Below are 17,743 nucleotides of genomic sequence, written 5' to 3'. Positions count from 1 at the left end.
TTCGCTCTGCGAGGAAAAATGCAGTTGCGAATAGACTCTTTCACTGTCCTGTGATAAGTTGTCGTTCATTAAAACGTTACCCTTTCTTCTGCTCCTTCGCCCAGGCGTCTTTCAGCGTGACGGTTCGGTTGAAAACGGGGCGCTCGGCGGTAGAGTCCTGATCCAGAATGAAGTAGCCTTTGCGCATGAACTGGAAATTGGTCTGCGCACCCGACCGGGCCGCGTCGACCAGGGCAGGTTCCACAAACGCACGAACTACCTCCAGCGAATTTGGATTCAGTAAATCCTTGAAATCACGCTCGTCGGCGGCCGGGTTCTCGACGGAGAAAAGCCGGTCGTACAACCGAACTTCCGCTTCGACCGCGTGAGGCACCGAAACCCAGTGAATTGTACCTTTTACGTTAATGCCTGACGTATCGGAACCGCTCCGGCTTTCGGGAATATACGAACAGCGCAGTTCGATGATCTCGCCCGCGTTGTCTTTTACGACTTCATCACACTTGATGATGTAAGCACCTTTGAGCCGCACCATGCCGCCCGGAAAAAGCCTGAAGAACTTCTTCGGCGGATTTTCCAGGAAATCATCCCGTTCGATGTACACCTCCCGGCTGAACGGCACATTACGCTCACCCGCCGACGGATCTTCGGGATTGTTTTCAATCGACATGATCTCTTCCCGACCCACCTCATAATTGGTGATGACAAGCTTCAGCGGCTTTTCGTCGAGAACGGCCATTACGCGATGCGTCGTCTTGTTTAGCTCTTCGCGAAGGCAGAACTCCAGCAAACCCACGTCGATGAGGTTATCACGCTTGGCAATGCCTATGCGGTCGGCAAACTCGCGGAGGCTGGCGGGCGTGTAGCCGCGCCGACGAATACCCGCAATGGTTGGCATCCGGGGATCGTCCCAGCCGGTTACGTGGCCTTCTTCCACCAACAGCTTGAGTTTACGTTTGCTCATGACCGTATAGGTCAGGTTGAGCCGGGCAAATTCAATCTGGCGGGATGGGAAAATCTCCAGTTTGTCGATAAACCACTCATACAGCGGCCGGTGCACCTCAAACTCCAATGTGCAAAGTGAGTGGGTGATGTGCTCGATAGCGTCCGACTGTCCATGCGCGAAATCGTACATCGGGTAGATGCACCAGGTATCGCCGGTGCGGTGGTGATGCGCGTGTTTGATGCGGTAGATGATCGGGTCGCGCAACTGCATGTTCGGCGATGCCATATCGACTTTGGCCCGTAGTACTTTTGCCCCATCCGGATATTCGCCCGCTTTCATCCGTCGGAACAGATCAAGATTTTCGTCTACAGGGCGGTCGCGGTACTGGCTGGGGCGACCCGGTTCGGTAGGTGTCCCTTTCTGAGCGGCTATTTCTTCGGCCGTAGAGTCGTCGACGTAGGCTAAGCCTTTCTGAATCAGCGTTTCGGCGAATTGGTAGATCTGGTCGAAATAATCGGAGGCATAAAACTCGTTCTCCCATTCGAACCCTAACCAACGGACGTCATTCTTAATTGAATCGACGTATTCGGTATCTTCCGTAACGGGGTTGGTATCGTCGAAACGGAGGTTCGTTTGCCCGCCGTACTTATCGGCCAGCCCGAAGTTCAGGCAAATTGACTTGGCATGACCAACATGCAGATAGCCATTCGGCTCGGGAGGAAAACGCGTATGGATACGGCCCCCGTTTTTGCCGGTGGCCAGATCGTCTTCAACAATTTGTTCAATAAAATTCAATGAGCCCCCGGCATGGCTGGGTTCGTCAGTGTCTTTGGTTACGTCGGACATGTGGCTAAATCGCTACTGATAAAGGCCCGAAATTACAGTATTTGAGCGCGTTTGACAAACATGATAACGAGTTGTTCCGAAATCAAAGAGGATAGGTAATTTCTGGCAGATGGTTGTACGTAGAGGTAGTAGAGGCCGTAGCCGACCAAAATTGATTATTCTATTTTTCGGCCGATCAATCGGTTGAATAAGGCAAACTGTTTGAAAATCAGTTGAATATAATTAGTTAATTTCCAAGAGTGATACTTGACAATATTACTTAAGTAAGCAAAGTTCTTTAATTAATTTATTATGAATTGCGAACAAAAGCGCAAGCAGAAACAGTTGTTGGATAGTACACACTGTTGACTATCCCTTGTTGCGGTGTACCAATGCCACTTGTTGTTTTATGAAGAATTGTTGGTTTATCCTCTTAATTGCGCTGATGAGCGCACATTCGGGGGCGGTTTTCGCGCAAAAAACAACCGATTCGTTAGCCAGACAGGCCTACCTTCCCGATTGTATTCAATACGCCCTCGGGCATCAGCCCATTATTCGCCAATCCGTCATTGATCAGGAAATTGCTGAGCGAACGGTTCAAAGTTCGTTATCAGCCTGGTATCCGCAGATAGGGGCCGGGTACAACATCCTGCACTACCTCAAACTGCCCGTCACCCTTATTCCGGATGCCACTACCGGCGAACGCCGACCGGTTGCGCTGGGTGCTCAGAACACATCGACGGCCTCGTTTTCGTTGACGCAGAGTATTTTCAGTCGCGACCTGCTGCTGGCCAGTCGTACGGCGGATACGTACCGGGCGCAGGCGAATCAAACGACGGTTCGTAACAAGATCGACGTTGTGATTAACGTTAGTAAAGCGTTTTACGATGTCATTCTGACCCAGCGTCAGGTGGAAATTCTGAGTGAAGATATCGTTCGGCTCCAGCGCAGTTTGCAGGATGCCACCAACCAGTATCAGGGAGGCATTGTCGATAAGACAGACCCCCAGCGTGCGCGTATTGCGCTGAATAACTCCCGCGCCCAGCAAAAGCAATACCGCGATCTGGTCGGCGCTAAAGTGCAAACGCTTAAACAGTTCATGGGCTATCCGCCCAATATGAACCTGAATTTAACGTACGATACGCTTCAGCTGGCGAACGAGGTCATCATGGATACGACCCTGCTGGCAAATCCACAGACGCGCATCGAATACCAACTGCTGCAATCGCAAGGTCGGTTACTGGAAGCCAATGTGCGGTACAACCGATGGGCGTATCTACCCACAGTAAGCGCCAATGCAAACTATAACCTGCTGTTTCAGAATAACTTCTTTGGCCAGTTATATAATCAGACATTTCCTAACTCACTGATCGGCCTGTCCGTTGCGTTGCCCATTTTTCAGGGAGGTCGACGGATACAGCAGACGAAGATCGCCGAGTTACAGGTGCAGCGGCTCAACTGGGACCTGGCGGCTTTGACCAGTGCTGTCGATGCTGAATATGCGCAGGCACTGGCCAACTACAAGGGTAACCTGGCCAATTATCTGGCCCTGCGCGAGAATCAGTTACTGGCCGAAGATGTGTACCGAATTATCAACCTTCAGTATCGTTCGGGTATAAAAACGTACCTGGACGTTACCATTGCCGAAGCCGACCTGCGAACGGCCCGGCTGAATGTGTTCAATGCCTTATATGCCGTACTTATCAGCAAGCTGGATGTTCAACGTGCGTTGGGCGCCATTCAAATTTAATTTTTTGTTCAGTCGTACTGACGATGCCAGCCGGTGCCGTAGCACGACCAACGAGTCTCTGGAATTATGAAACAGTCTATAAATCTGGCCATTGCTGGTACTGTACTAACCATTTCGCTTGCAGCCTGCGGGGGTAAAAAAGAGGAACAGCAACAGGCTCCGCCACCACCTACGGCCGTTTCGGCGGTGAAAGTAGAGAAAGGTAACGCAACGTACTACGATCAGTTTCCGGCTACGATCACGGCGCTGGTTGAGGTTGAAATACAGCCGCAGGTAGCGGGCAATATCACAGGTATTTTCTTTCAGGATGGGCAGCAGGTTCGGAAGGGCCAGAAACTCTACACCATTGATCCGCAGCAATACCGGGCGGGGTACGATCAGGCCGTGGCGAATCTGAATGTGCAAAAGGCAAACCTCAACCGGGCGCAGAAAGACGCCGACCGGTACAACACGCTGGCGCAGCAGGACGCCGTTGCCAAACAACTGGTCGATAATGCCAATGCCTCGCTGGAGGCTACCCGGATGCAGGTGGAAGCCGCCCAGGCAACGATTCGTCAGGTGGGTACCAATCTGAAATACACGACTATATACGCACCGCTCAACGGCACCATCGGCATCTCGCAGGTACGGCTTGGCGCGGCTGTAGCACCGGGTTCGGCACCGCTTAACATCATCTCATCGGATAATCCGATAGCGGCCGATTTGCAGGTCGATGCAACGGAAATTCCGCGTTTCCTGAAGCTACAGAGTCAAAAGATGGCTGGTCGTGATTCGACGCTTGTGCTGGTGATGCCGGATGGCAGTACCTATAAATATCCCGGTACGGTTCAGATCGTTGACCGGGCTGTCGATCCGCAAACGGGTACCCTGCGTGTTCGGGTGGCGTTTCCAAACCCGGATAAACAACTAAAGGTTGGCCTGAACGCCAATGTTCGCGTGAAAAACAGCACGGGACAACCCGAGATCATGATTCCCTACCAATCGGTAACCGAGCAAATGAGCGAATACTTTGTCTTCGTGGTGGGCGACAGCAGCAAAGTGACGCAGAAGAAAGTGACGTTAGGGGCGCGCATCAACGACAAGGTCATCGTTAAAGAAGGCCTTAAAGAAGGTGAGACGGTGGTGACAGAAGGAACGCAAAAGATTCGTGAAGGCGCAAAGGTGAGGGTTAGTAATGGTAAGTAATAGGAGCGAGGAGTGAGGAACGTACCTACGGGTTTTAACCCGTAAATAGCAATATCATGATCTACGGGTTAAAACCCGTAGGTACGTTCCTCGCTCCTAACTCCTCACTCCTTAAAAAAAACACATGTTCGCAGAAATATTCATCAACCGACCTGTTACGGCTATCGTAGCGTCCATCGTCATTGTGTTGCTGGGCGTGCTGGCCTTGCTAAGCCTGCCGGTCAGCCAGTATCCGGATATTACGCCCCCCGTCGTGCAGGTGACGGGTACCTATACCGGTGCGGATGCCCAAACGGTGGAGCAAACGGTAGCGACGCCCATCGAAACCCAGGTGAACGGTACGCCGGGCATGGATTACGTGCAGACCAACGCCACCAACGACGGCCGCATGAGCATGAACGTGACCTTTAAAGTAGGCACAGACGTAAACATTGCCGCCCTCGACGTACAAAACCGGGTGGGTATCGCACAGCCGCAGTTACCGCAGGAAGTGACCCGCCTTGGGGTAGTCGTTCGGAAACGGAATCCATCGCTTTTTATGCTGGTGGCGATGTATTCGCCGAAGGGTACGCATAACGTTTCTTTCCTGGACAACTACACCAATATTTATATCCGGGATGCCTTGTTACGGGTGCCGGGTGTGGGCGATATTTTCAGCCGGGCCGACGATTTTAGTATGCGGATCTGGCTCAAGCCCGACCGGCTGGCGCAACTGAACCTGACTCCGGATGAGGTTGTAGCAGCCCTGCAGGAGCAGAATTTACAGGTAGCGGGTGGTTCGGTGGGGGCGTCTCCTCAGCCCGCGTCCCAGGCATTTGAGTACTCGGTCTTTACCAACAGCCGACTCAGTAAAGAAGAAGATTTCCGGAAGATAATTGTGCGAAGTGATCCGTCAAAAGGGTCACTGGTGTATCTGAACGATGTTGCCCGGGTGCAGCTGGGTAAATTCTCCTACGCCAGCAATTCGTTCGTCGATGGCAAGCGCGCGTCTTATCTGCTGGTTTATCAGTTGCCGGGCAGTAATGCGCTCGAAACGGCCAAGGGCGTTTATGCGGCCATGGACAAACTGAAAGAGACGTTTCCCAAAGACATCGAATACGTAGTGCCGTTTGAATCGGTTTCTGTGATTCAGGTGTCAATTGGCGAAGTGGTCGAGACATTGGCCGAAGCGCTGGTACTGGTTATTCTGGTCGTGTTCCTGTTCCTGCAAAGCTGGCGGGCTACCCTGATTACATTGCTGGCCATTCCGGTGTCCATTGTCGGTACGTTTGCCTTGTTCGTACCCCTTGGTTTTACAATCAATACACTCACACTTTTCGCGTTCGTACTGGCCATTGGTATTGTAGTCGATGATGCCATTGTGGTGGTGGAGGCCGTACAGGTGAACATCGACAAAGGCATGTCGCCCAAAGAGGCCACCCGAGAGGCCATGCGAGAGATTTCAGCGCCGGTAATTGCCATTGCGCTGATTCTGGCGGCCGTGTTTGTACCGGTGGGTTTCATCCCCGGCATCGTTGGGCGATTGTATCAGCAGTTTGCCATTACCATCGCCGTTTCAGTATTGATTTCGGCTTTTGTAGCCCTGTCGCTGACACCGGCTTTGTGTACGTTGTTGCTGAAGCCGATGCACATCGACGAAAACGCTAAAGGACTGAACAAGTTCTTTTACAAGTTCAACCAATGGTTCGAGCGGGTGACGAACGCTTACTCGAACGGGGTTCAACGGCTTATCAAAGCCACTCCGCTGGTCATTGTCGGGCTGGTGGTGGTATATATTGGAACCGGCTTGTTGTTCCGGGCGAAGCCAACGGGCTTTATCCCAACGGAAGATGAAGGGCGGTTGATCGTGACTTATGAAATTCCCGAAGCCGCTTCGACCACCCGTAGCCTTGAGGTGCTGAACCGAATCATGACGATTCTGAAAAAGCAGCCTTACGTCAATCACTTTGCAGCTTTGGGTGGTCTGAACGCCATTACGTTTGCTTCCAAATCGAATAGTGGTACCGTATTTATGCAGTTGAAACCCTGGGACGAACGCAAAGAGCGGAATATGCAGGCCGATTCGCTGGTGGTTAAACTGCAAAAGGAATTGTCAGTGTTGAACGACGCCCGCCCGCAGGTGCTGCAGCCACCCGCTATTCCGGGCTTGGGTCAGTCGTCCGGATTTACCTTCGAGATCCAGCAACGGGAGTCCAATGACGATGTTCGGGCATTCGATAACGTGGTACAGAACTTCCTGGCGGAGGCCAACAAACGTCCCGAAATATCCCGTGCTTTCACCTACTTCACGGCTAAATCGCCCGCCTATCGGGTCGACGTTGACCGGGACAAGTGTAAGAAACTGGGTATACCTGTCAGTTCAGTCTACACGACAATGCAAACGTTGCTGGGTAGTCAGTACGTCAACGACTTTATCATTTACGGTCGGAAATTCCGGGTGGTGGCCCAAGCAGACACCATGTACCGGGCCGATATAAAGGCGTTGAATAATTATTACGTCCGGAATAGTGGGGGGCAACTGGTGCCAATTAGCACCGTAATCAAAACCAGTGTGATCGAAAATGCGCCGTTGATCTCGCACTTCAACCTGTTTCGTTCTGTCGAAGTGAACGGTGGTGCCAAACCGGGGTACAGCACCAGTCAGGCCAACGATGCTCTGCGCGAAGTGGCGGCCAAAGTGCTGCCTGCCGGTTATGCGTATGATTTTGGTGGACTAAGCCGCGAGGAAATCAACGCGGGCAGCAGCTCGATTTATATATTTATGCTGTCGATTGGGTTCGTTTTCCTCTTTCTGGCTGCCCTGTACGAAAGCTGGTCGGTGCCGTTCTCGGTACTTCTCTCCGTTCCGATTGGAGCGCTAGGTGCCATTGTTGCCCTGATTATATTCCCGTACCTGACAAACAACGTCTATGCCCAGATTGGTCTGATCACACTCATTGGTCTGGCAGCCAAGAATGCTATCCTGATTGTGGAATTTGCCAAGGAACGCGTCGATAAAGGCGAAGACTTGCTTGAATCGACCATCGAAGCGGTTAAGCTGCGTCTTCGTCCAATTCTGATGACGTCGCTGGCGTTCATTCTTGGTGTGTTCCCGCTGGCATTGGCCAGTGGAGCGGGTGGCGTTGCCCGTGCTACCATCGGGCGGACGGTATTAGGCGGTATGCTGGCGGCTACCTCGTTAGCTATTTTCGTGGTACCGGTACTGTACGTCGCCATTACCCGGCTGGCATACGGTAAAAAAGGACTGGCAGCCCTGAAAGAGAAGGGTGAACAAGCCAAAAAAGATGAAAATCAACATGAAACAACTGAATTGACACCGCAACCTGTATTGTCAAATGGTCATTCCGGCGATAAGGTTCGTCACTAAATAGTTCACGCTTTTGCCAAACAAAAAGGCCATTCCTATCGGGGATGGCCTCTTTGGTTAACAGGTCTGGACTTGATGCCAGACTGGATTTTTCAGAACGATTATTTACATTTATCTGGAAACAAACAGTTCTCTAAAGAAGCCTATCATGTTAGACCAGGTTATCACGGCCCGATCCGCGTCTATTGGCAATGGTTTTGATGTAAAACGTATTCTGCCGTATCGACTGCGACGAATGCTCGGGCCATTTATTTTCATGGACCATGCCGGGCCGGTCAGTAAAACACCCGCCGAACTGGTGAAAATGGACGTGTTGCCGCACCCGCACATCGGCTTATCCACAGTAAGTTACCTCTTCGACGGGCAGGTGACCCATCGCGATAGCCTGGGCGTACAGCAGATCATACGCCCTGGCGAAGTAAACTGGATGACGGCCGGGCGGGGTATCGCCCATTCCGAGCGGTTCGAAGACCCGGCTCTGCTGGCGGCAACGGCCTTCGAAATGGTGCAAACCTGGGTAGCTCTGCCCGAAGCCGCCGAAGACAAAGCGCCCACCTTTACCAATTACCAACCCGACGCGCTGCCCATTTTTACGGAAACGGGCGTCTGGATGCGGTTGATTGCCGGGGATACCTATGGGCTCAAAAACGGAGTGGCGACCGATTCACCGCTTTTTTATGCGCACGTAGTCTTACAACCCGGCGCTCGTTTCGGTCCCCCAACCGGCTTTTCTGAACGTGGGGCTTACATTGCCAAAGGGAGCGTTGAGGTCAACGGGCATACGTATGGCGTGGGTCAGTTGCTGGTGTTCAGCAAAGGCGTCGATCCCATTGTGATCGCCAAAGAACCCAGCACGCTTATGCTGTTGGGTGGCGAGCCACTGGGTGAACGCTATATCTGGTGGAACTTCGTTTCATCGAGTCGGGAGCGTATCGAGCAAGCCAAAGCCGACTGGCAGGCGGGCCGTATCCCGCTGCCACCCAACGACAACGCCGAGTTTGTGCCCCTGCCGCCCGACGATAAGTCCCGCCCGGCGAGTTCCAATCCGCAACCGCAGGCGCTGTCCTAACCGCAATCAATCATCCATATTGTCGGTAGGAGGCAATGCCAGTTCAGCTAACGGGTGATTGAGCCAGGCCGCCAGTACTTCGACTAGGATACCGTGATCTTCGCGCATCGGCACGCCCGAGATAGTGATGGTACCAATGCAGGCCGACCCCCGAAGCCGGATCGGAAAACCACCGCCCGCAGCCGCATTGTCGCGCAGGGGAAGTCCCGCCTGGTCGGTGAGGGTGGTTTGTTTTTTCTTTAACGCAAGCCGTACAGCGTATGAACTGCGATGAAAGCGTTCGACAACGTTCCGTTTCCGCCGAATCCAGTCGATGTTGTCGGGTGTGGTGCCGGGCATGGCGTAAAAAAACAATGGATGGCCAAAGAGTTGAATGTCGATGGCTACAGCCTTACCACGGGCTTCGACGGCTTCTTTCAGCCGCATACCCAACTGCCAGGCCGTATCGGCATTGAAGGTGTCGAATTGGAGTTGCTCTTCCTGAAGCGCCAGCAGCGCCAGGTCGGTGTCAATGTATGAGTTCATGGGGCAAACATACGTAAAAGGGAGAATTGACCAGTCACGTTACTACTATACCGCACCAGCACGAGACTTTTACATTTCCTTTACATTGTTTTACAGCCGTTTGACGAATGGCAGGTTCATTGGCCAGTACATTTGTTACATCACTTAACAAGCAACTATCATGAAGAAGGTAATGCAATGTGTACTGTTTTGCGTTGGCTGCTGTTTCTCAACGATGAGCCTGGCGCAGGAGAAATTTTCCAATTGCTCAGCCGCTTTCGTAGGCAGCAAACTGATCGTTGATCGCTATACCCCAACCGGGACGTGTCGGCTGTCGGCCACTACCAAAGGGAATCTATCCGTTTCTACCGTTGCACTTACGCCAGCAAAAACGAAAGCGCTGAACAAAATTGATTTTAAATTGGCCATCCGTGATAAAGAAACCAAAACGGTACATCTGTTTTCGGAAAAGAGCTTCCGGCAAATTCCGGTGCAGAACGTATTGAGCCAATGTAAAAAAGGGGACCAGATTTTGCTGTTGACAACAGATAAGCGGTATTCGTTGCCCCATAATGAGATTCTGGTACAGTAAGTTATTAAATTTCAGACCTTTACTTAATGATACGTATGTTTTATCGACCCTTTGTTCTAGGTTGCCTTTTGCTTTTTGTCGCTCTTTCGGGGAATACCGAAGATAGATCAATTGTGTATAACAACGCCGTAACAATGGACGGCCATCCTATAAACTACGATGCCTTACCAATGTATAGCCGGGGTGTTTTAGCGTTTGTCTCCGGTGATCCAAGGTCGCCGAAACACAAGCCGATGCTCTTTCAGGTAACGCTGCGTCGGTCGGGAAAGGCCGTGCAGCAGTGGTCTGGTAAGAAGGAGGAAGGTATTTATTCGATTCAACTTGACGAAATCTGGCCGTTAGTTCAACTGGGCGATGAACTGGTTGTCGAGCCGGTTTATACCGCTGGTGAGACTCATAAACCGGGCAAACGAGTTTTTAAGCTCGGGATAATTAATTTGTTTACCTGGAATAAATGTTAGAAACAGCTGGCTGTGATGCGAAAACAAGGGGGCTTATTTACGGGTTTGCGTGTGCTGATCGTCAGTGGTTTTTTACTGATGACGGGGCTGCTGTTTATTCGATTTGTTGGGAAAAGTGCGCAATCGGATAGTCCCTACGCCCCCGAAAAGGTAAATCTGGCTCTCCGTCGGACGGCGCATCATTTGCTGCGGGCGGCTGGCGATTCCACATCCCGAATCCCAACTGTACAGCAAATTAATCCACAACGGTTTCGCATTCAGTTGGGTCGTAATTTCGATTATGATCAACTTCCCGGCATTCTTCAGACGTCTTTTCGGCTTCATAAGGTGAAGCAGCCGTACGACGTTGCCGTTTTGGACTGTGCTCGTGGACAATTGCAGGTAGGGTATTCATTCAACGACCTGTTGGGTGGCAATTCCATTCCCTGTCTGGGTCGATCCATGAGTGCGGGTTGTTACGTGTTGCAGGTTACGTTCGATGTTTCGGCTCCGGCTGATCAGCAAATGCCAATCTGGCCCATCATGAGCCTGACGGGATTATTGGTCGGTTTATTAATTATTGGCTGGAGCCGAAACAAGCGCACTAACGGGGAGTTTTCGGAAATTCCACCGGTGGCCCCAGACCCATCTCTGCTTTATTTTGGGGGCTCCGTGCTCGATTTCAATAACCTGACAGTTTATATTGGTATGCAACACCACAAGCTCACTTACCGAGAAGCCAAGCTATTGCGGCTATTGGTGAGCCATCCCAATCAGGTACTCGAACGCGACCAGATTTTAAAACTGGTTTGGGAGGACGAGGGTATCACGGTGGGCCGGAGCGTCGACGTGTTCATTTCCCGCTTACGGAAACTCCTGCAACCTGATCCGACTGTGACGATTGCGGCTGTTCATGGGGTCGGGTATCGGCTGGAGGTGCAGGAGACAAGACAGTAATGTTCATCCCATTTTTTGAGACGTTCACCCCATTTTTAACATACACCCGGTAGCCCCGCCTACTTTTGGTGAGTAATTAATTCAGTCAATGCGGGATTTACAACGTTTCCAACGTTACGAACTCATCTTCGTACTAACCACAATTCTTATTTACGTTTCCAGACGCTTGATCGAGGAGATCAACTACCTGAACGACATGGTGGAATCAGTCCAGAGGAACGGCATTAGTTCGGCTTCCGTCTGGCGAAATCTTGCCCGGTACGACCATACGCTCAATAATAATCTCCCGCTTATTGCCAGTGCCTGCCTGATACTGGGGGCCTGGTACGTCTTTCATTCGCTGGCTTTTCCACTCATCAACGACCTTTTGGACGATAAAAAAGGCTGGTTGTCTATAGGGCTGTCGTTCCTGCTGATTCTCGTAAGTGTTTTCATCTATCATTACCTGAAGCTATACGTTCGATTCAGAATGGACGAATCGGGTAGTGTAATTAGCTTACATGTGTTTTCGCTGTATCGAAAGCGGACGGTGCTGGCCGATACCATTGGCTTTGGGATTCTGATTTGTACGTATGAATTCTGGTTTCAGTGTTACAGGTACCTGTCGGCTCGAATCAGGCAGGAGTCCGAAGCGTACTTCCGGATTGTAAGTCTACTACTAGTAGGGGGTATTACTGTATTCGTCTTTATAGTCGCGCTGTTTGGCCACCTGCCACCAACGTTGTTTAAGGGGGACTGGCGAAATGCGTTGCTGGTTATGGGGATAGGTGTGCAGGTTTGGTTTCTTCAGGGATATTTTTACGCTTTTGTTCTACCTCTAACAAAAACTTCCTCTGCAATTGATGTACTGCGAGCAGGACGTATCGCGACGTACATGCTCTTTATCATGCCATTTCTGAAAACTTCCCTGACATCGGAAGTAGTACTGGCCAGTAGAATAGCAACGTTTCTTGTGATGGTTATCATAACCAGCTTACTCCTGTGGGGGGGCTGTACTGGATTTCATTATACCAATCGTACTCCGTTTCTGCTGATGTGCGTGGCGTTAACGGTCTCTGTTTCCGTTGCGTTTATTCGACAGTCGTTTCAAAAAGAGAAAACAGAGCTCCAGACGCAGGTATCCGCCACATCGGCAGAACTGGCCAGTCTACGGGCGCAAATCAATCCGCACTTTCTGTTCAACGCCCTCAATAGTTTATACGCGACGGCTTTGAAAGAGAATAGTGAGAAAACAGCCGATGGGATTCAGAAACTGGGCGATATGATGCGGTTCATGTTGCAGGAAAATAACCACGACCGCATTCCCCTTGATAAAGAAATCGAATACCTGCGCAACTACATTCAGATCCAGCGCTTACGCATTGACGAGACGCAGGGCATCGAAATTCGGGTCAATATTCAGGAACCGAACCGCGCTATCTACATCGCACCAATGATGCTGACGCCTTTTGTCGAAAATGCGTTCAAACACGGCATCAGTCTTCGGCACCCGTCCTGGATTTACATTACGCTGACGCTGGACGATACCCGATTGTATTTTAAAGTACACAATTCCCGGTATCCTAAAGCTTCTAATGACCCCGAAGAAGCACAGTCGGGTGTGGGGCTGGATAACGTTCGAAAGCGACTGGAGTTGATTTATTCGGGAAAATATCAGCTTACTATTCAGCAGTCGGAACAGGATTATTTTGTGTCGTTGACGCTGGTGTACGTGTAGTACTGCATCGCCAGTCCGGCAACCGTCCCGGTCGGTGCTACTTATAAACTACCTTTATCAATCATCAACCCCTAACACATGACCTTAACTGCTATCGCCATCGACGACGAACCACAAGCGCTTGAAGTCATAAAGCTTCATGCCGCTAAAGTGGCTTTTCTGGAGCTGAAAGCCTGTTTCACCGACGCGTTCGAGGCCATCGCCTGGTTGCAGTCAAACCGGGTCGACCTGTTGTTCCTGGATATAAAGATGCCGGATATTTCGGGCGTAGATGTCGTAAAGTGTCTGCCTAAAGTCCCGATGGTTATTTTTACAACCGCTTATTCTGACTTTGCCGTTCAAGGCTTCGAACTCGATGCTGTCGATTACCTGCTGAAACCATTTTCGTTGGTCCGCTTCCTGAAAGCCTGTACCAAAGCCCTCGACATGCATACACTCCGGTCGGATAAAGGGCAGGAGTATATCTTCGTGAAAACGGGCTACGAAGAAGAAAAAGTAGTGCTCAACGATATTTTGTACATCGAAGCTGAAGGCAATTACCTGATATTCGTGTTGAAAAACCGGAAAGTGCTAAGTCGTCAGACCATGACCGAGTTACTGGCCCATCTACCCGCTAACCAGTTTGCACGAGTACATCGCTCTTACTGTGTTGCGCTGAATAAAATTGAGAAAATAGCCCGGCAGGAAATTACGATAGCTGGTCAGGTAATCCCCACCGGGGCCTCGTATGAAGAGGCCATAACCGACATCCGGGCCAGATTAAAATAACGTCAGTTCATATCGCAAATACTGCTTTATTTACGGCATGAAAGCTATTCTCTGCCGCAGCTTCGGCTTACCCGATACCCTAACCCTTGAAGACATTCCCTCGCTCGTGCCGGGTCCGGGCGAGGTGCTCACGCAGGTGAAAGCCTGTAGCCTCAACTTTCCGGATACGCTTACTATCCGGAATATGTACCAGTTTAAACCCCCGCTGCCGTTTTCGCCGGGGAGCGAATCGTCGGGTATTGTGAAGGCGGTGGGGGAGGGCGTAACCCACGTCAAACCCGGCGACCATGTGTTCACCTTCGGCTCACACGGCGGACTGGCCGAAGAACGGATTTCGGACGCCCGCGCCACCCTGCCCCTTCCCGAAGGAATGGACTTCATAACGGGTGCATCCACAATGTATGCGTACGGAACATCTTACCACGCGCTGAAAGATCGCGGGCAGCTTCAGCCGGGCGAAACGCTGCTGGTTTTAGGGGCGGCCGGTGGAGTTGGACTAGCCGCCGTCGAGCTGGGTAAATTGATGGGAGCCACCGTCATTGCAGCCGCATCGACGGATGAAAAATTAGCCGTTTGCCGGGAAAAAGGCGCTACGCATTTAATCAACTACACGACAGAAGACGTACGGGAGCGTATTAAAGAGATGACGCAAGGGAAGGGCGTCGATGTGGTGTATGACCCCGTCGGTGATAAATGGGCCGAACCTGCCATCCGGTCGATGGCGTGGAAAGGACGCTATCTGGTTGTCGGCTTTGCCGGTGGCGAAATTCCCCGAATTCCGCTGAATCTGGCCTTGCTCAAAGGGTGTTCCCTCGTCGGCGTTTTCTGGGGAATGTTCGTCCAGAAAGAAGCGGCTTTAAGCATGAAAAACATGCAGGAAATCGCTACCTGGGCCATGCAGGGTAAAATTGCCCCGCATATTTCAAAGACCTATCCCTTGTCCGAAGCCTCTCAGGCGCTTACCGATATGATGGAACGAAGGGTAATTGGGAAGGCGGTAGTTGAAATTTCGTGACAACCGACCACCCCCAACCGAAGCGTCGGACCGCCCCCTCCTTGAAGAAAGGAGGGGGCGGTCCGACGCTTCGGTTGGGGGTGGTCACACTCACTTTCTCACTGGCTTATTACTCATGTAAAACGTCAGTTTCCCGCCTTTCATAATGTCCGAGTGGCTAATGGTTGGCTCTGCAAGCAGCTTGCCATTCAGCATTACCTTCTGCACATACACATTTTTATCACCCTGATTGATGGCTTCGATGGTGAACGTCTGGCCGTTTTCCAGATTCAGCCGGGCACTTTTGACGGATGGGCTGCCCAGTGAGTATACCTCAGAGCCCGGCGCTACGGGATAGAAACCCATGGACGAAAACATATACCAGGCGCTCATCTGCCCGCAATCGTCGTTGCCGCCCAGCCCGTCGGGCGTCGATTTGTACTGCATGTTGAGGATCATCCGAACGCGCTCCTGCGTTTTCCAGGGCTGGCCGGTCCAGTTGTACAGATAGGCGATGTGGTGAGCCGGTTCGTTGCCGTGGATGTAGCCGCCAATGATGCCTTCGCGGGTGATGTCCTCCGTTTCGGCGAAAAACTCATCGGGCAAATGCATTGAAAACAACGAGTCGAGCCGGGTGGTAAACTTTTTAGCACCGCCCATTGTCTCCATCAGCGATTTTGGGTCTTGCGGAACGAAAAAGCTGAAGTTCCAGGAATTACCTTCAATGAAGCCCTGACCATCGGTTTTGTACACATCGAACTCCTTTTTGAACGAGCCATCGGCCAGTCGGGGACGCATGAAACCGATCGATTTGTCATAGACGTTCTTCCAGTTCTCGGACCGTTTCAGATAGGTATCATACACATCCTGCCGGTTCAGTTTCTTCGCCAGTTGGGCAATACACCAGTCGTCATATGCGTACTCCAGCGTGTTCGATACTGAGGTACCATTTGCCGTTGATGGGATGTAGCCCCGGTCGATGTAGTCGCCAATACCTTCGTAGCTTCGGTGGTTTGAGGTAGCAATACAGGCATCGAGGGCTTTATTCGCATCACCTTTGTAAACGCCTTTATTAATCGCATCGGCCACGACCGATACGCTGTGGTAGCCGCTCATGCACCAATTCTCATTAGCGTAGTGCGACCAGACCGGCAGCATTTTCAAGGTGCTCTGGTCGTAGTGATTCATCATGGACTGCACCATGTCGTTATTGCGTCCCGGCTGAATGAGGTTGAAAAACGGGTGCAGTGCCCGGTAGGTGTCCCAGAGCGAAAAGGTCGTGTAATTGGTGAAGCCATTGGCCGTATGCACGCCCTGGTCCAGCCCTTTGTACTGCCCGTTGGCATCCATGTACATCGTTGGGTTGATGAACGAGTGGTAGAGCGAGGTGTAGAAATTTACTTTGTCCGTTTCCGACGCGTCGATCTGGATCTTGTTCAATTCCCGGTTCCAGTCGGCCTGCGCCTTGGCTTTGGTCTGCTCAAAATCCCAGTGGGGAATTTCGGTTTGCATATTCGCCAGCGCATTTTCCTGACTCACTGGCGACAAGGCCATTTTTAGTTTTACTTTCTCGCCCGTTTCCGTGTCGAAGTCGAAATACATCCGTATTCGTTTGCCCGCTATCTCGGGAAAGTTCTTCGTCTGATCGAACTTGCGCCAGAAACCTTTGTAGACCTGCGCTTTATCCAGATTTTTCTGGCCGTAGGATTTGAAGGGTTTGGAAAACGACAGCGCGAAATAGACCGTTCGGGTGCGGGCCCAGCCGTTGGTTTGGCGGTAACCCGTTATCAGCGTATCGTTCACGACCCGCACATACGTCCAGACAACCTTGTCCTCGTAATTGTAAATACCGTGCGTCAAGTCCAGAATGATGTGCGACTGGTCGGATTTGGGGAACGTGTACTGGTGAAAACCAACCCGGCTCGAAGCGGTCAGTTCGGCCGTGATGGCGTGGTCGTCGAGCTTGACTTTATAATAGCCCGCTTCGGCCACTTCATTGGCGTGGGAAAAGGCCGAGCGGTATCCGGTTCTTGGATCGGAGGCTACGCCTGGATTAAGCTGTAAAGCTCCCTGCGTGGGCATGATCAGAAAGTCGCCCAGGTCGGAGTGGCCGGTGCCGCTAAAGTGGGTATGGCTAAAGCCGACGATTGTTTTGTCTTCGTACTTATACCCCGCGCAATAGTTATACACCTTGCCGTTGTATTTTCCATTCAGTTCATACGAAAGCGTATCGGAATCCGGGCTGAGCTGGACGGAACCAAAAGGAACGGTGGCTCCCGGAAACGTATGCCCCATTTTTTCGGTGCCAATCAGCGGGTGGACAAACGGGACGAGGTTCTGTTGTGCGAAGGAGAAAAGTGCGAGAAATTGGAAAAGGATTGTTAAGCTAATTTTCATCATTTTTTGCCACAGAGATTCACAAAGAGACACGGAGATTCACAGAGATAGTTTTGATGGTTTTTGGAAAACGCACTCAGTCTGTAAAGCTAAGGGCTAAAAACCACAAAATCATTGGATATTCTGTGATGGCAGATTCTTAAATCTGCCTTGTGAGGTTTCTCAAAACCTTTGTTTAATCGGCTTTTAGGGAAGGGCATTTAGAACTGTGGCACGGCGGACCGTCTCCGTGGTT

The 17,743-nt window shown here is 51.3% G+C and carries 13 protein-coding genes; 10 read left to right on the top strand and 3 right to left on the bottom strand.

Annotated elements, in window-relative coordinates; all coding sequences use genetic code 11:
* Nucleotides 1-76: 76 nt before the first annotated feature.
* On the bottom strand, nt 77-1,789 hold the full coding sequence (locus CRO74_RS09825; RefSeq protein ID WP_097125769.1) for a glutamine--tRNA ligase/YqeY domain fusion protein: 1,713 nt from the start codon (nt 1,787-1,789) through the stop codon (nt 77-79).
* A 388-nt stretch (nt 1,790-2,177) separates the two neighbouring features.
* Between CRO74_RS09825 and CRO74_RS09820 the strand changes: the two genes are divergently transcribed.
* The 4 genes from CRO74_RS09820 (at nt 2,178) to CRO74_RS09805 (ending at nt 9,139) form a co-directional block, all read left to right on the top strand.
* On the top strand, nt 2,178-3,518 hold the full coding sequence (locus CRO74_RS09820; RefSeq protein WP_097125768.1) for a TolC family protein: 1,341 nt from the start codon (nt 2,178-2,180) through the stop codon (nt 3,516-3,518).
* A gap of 66 nt (nt 3,519-3,584) precedes the next feature.
* Nucleotides 3,585-4,703 carry an efflux RND transporter periplasmic adaptor subunit gene (locus CRO74_RS09815; protein WP_097125767.1) on the top strand — a complete coding sequence of 373 codons (1,119 nt, stop codon included), beginning with the start codon at nt 3,585-3,587 and terminating at the stop codon, nt 4,701-4,703.
* Nucleotides 4,704-4,827: 124 nt separating this feature from the next.
* Nucleotides 4,828-8,070 carry an efflux RND transporter permease subunit gene (locus CRO74_RS09810; RefSeq protein ID WP_097125766.1) on the top strand — a complete coding sequence of 1,081 codons (3,243 nt, stop codon included), beginning with the start codon at nt 4,828-4,830 and terminating at the stop codon, nt 8,068-8,070.
* Nucleotides 8,071-8,218: 148 nt separating this feature from the next.
* Complete coding sequence (locus CRO74_RS09805) at nt 8,219-9,139, top strand: pirin family protein (protein WP_097125765.1); 921 nt, start codon at nt 8,219-8,221, stop codon at nt 9,137-9,139.
* A gap of 6 nt (nt 9,140-9,145) precedes the next feature.
* On the opposite strand, the gene CRO74_RS09800 is transcribed toward CRO74_RS09805, so the two are convergent.
* Nucleotides 9,146-9,664: a heme-degrading domain-containing protein gene (locus tag CRO74_RS09800; protein ID WP_097125764.1), complete on the bottom strand. Its 519-nt coding sequence runs from the start codon at nt 9,662-9,664 to the stop codon at nt 9,146-9,148.
* 160 nt (nt 9,665-9,824) lie between these two features.
* Between CRO74_RS09800 and CRO74_RS09795 the strand changes: the two genes are divergently transcribed.
* The 6 genes from CRO74_RS09795 to CRO74_RS09770 all read left to right on the top strand — a co-directional run bounded on the left by CRO74_RS09795 (nt 9,825) and on the right by CRO74_RS09770 (nt 15,132).
* On the top strand, nt 9,825-10,235 hold the full coding sequence (locus CRO74_RS09795) for a hypothetical protein (protein ID WP_097125763.1): 411 nt from the start codon (nt 9,825-9,827) through the stop codon (nt 10,233-10,235).
* Between the two features lie 134 nt (nt 10,236-10,369).
* Nucleotides 10,370-10,696, top strand: coding sequence for a hypothetical protein (locus CRO74_RS09790; protein WP_097125762.1), 327 nt, complete (start codon nt 10,370-10,372; stop codon nt 10,694-10,696).
* Between the two features lie 15 nt (nt 10,697-10,711).
* On the top strand, nt 10,712-11,632 hold the full coding sequence (locus CRO74_RS09785; RefSeq protein WP_179830173.1) for a winged helix-turn-helix domain-containing protein: 921 nt from the start codon (nt 10,712-10,714) through the stop codon (nt 11,630-11,632).
* An 88-nt stretch (nt 11,633-11,720) separates the two neighbouring features.
* The gene (locus CRO74_RS09780; RefSeq protein ID WP_097125761.1) at nt 11,721-13,349 is read left to right on the top strand and encodes a sensor histidine kinase; all 1,629 of its coding nucleotides are present in this window, start codon (nt 11,721-11,723) and stop codon (nt 13,347-13,349) included.
* Between the two features lie 78 nt (nt 13,350-13,427).
* Nucleotides 13,428-14,117 carry a LytR/AlgR family response regulator transcription factor gene (locus CRO74_RS09775; RefSeq protein ID WP_097125760.1) on the top strand — a complete coding sequence of 230 codons (690 nt, stop codon included), beginning with the start codon at nt 13,428-13,430 and terminating at the stop codon, nt 14,115-14,117.
* A gap of 37 nt (nt 14,118-14,154) precedes the next feature.
* Nucleotides 14,155-15,132 carry an NADPH:quinone oxidoreductase family protein gene (locus tag CRO74_RS09770; RefSeq protein ID WP_097125759.1) on the top strand — a complete coding sequence of 326 codons (978 nt, stop codon included), beginning with the start codon at nt 14,155-14,157 and terminating at the stop codon, nt 15,130-15,132.
* 90 nt (nt 15,133-15,222) lie between these two features.
* On the opposite strand, the gene CRO74_RS09765 is transcribed toward CRO74_RS09770, so the two are convergent.
* Complete coding sequence (locus CRO74_RS09765; RefSeq protein WP_097125758.1) at nt 15,223-17,511, bottom strand: GH92 family glycosyl hydrolase; 2,289 nt, start codon at nt 17,509-17,511, stop codon at nt 15,223-15,225.
* Nucleotides 17,512-17,743 lie beyond the last annotated feature (232 nt).

The organism is Spirosoma fluviale (genome assembly GCF_900230225.1).
Lineage (GTDB): Bacteria > Bacteroidota > Bacteroidia > Cytophagales > Spirosomataceae > Spirosoma > Spirosoma fluviale.
This window is presented reverse-complemented; position numbering and strand designations above follow the sequence as displayed.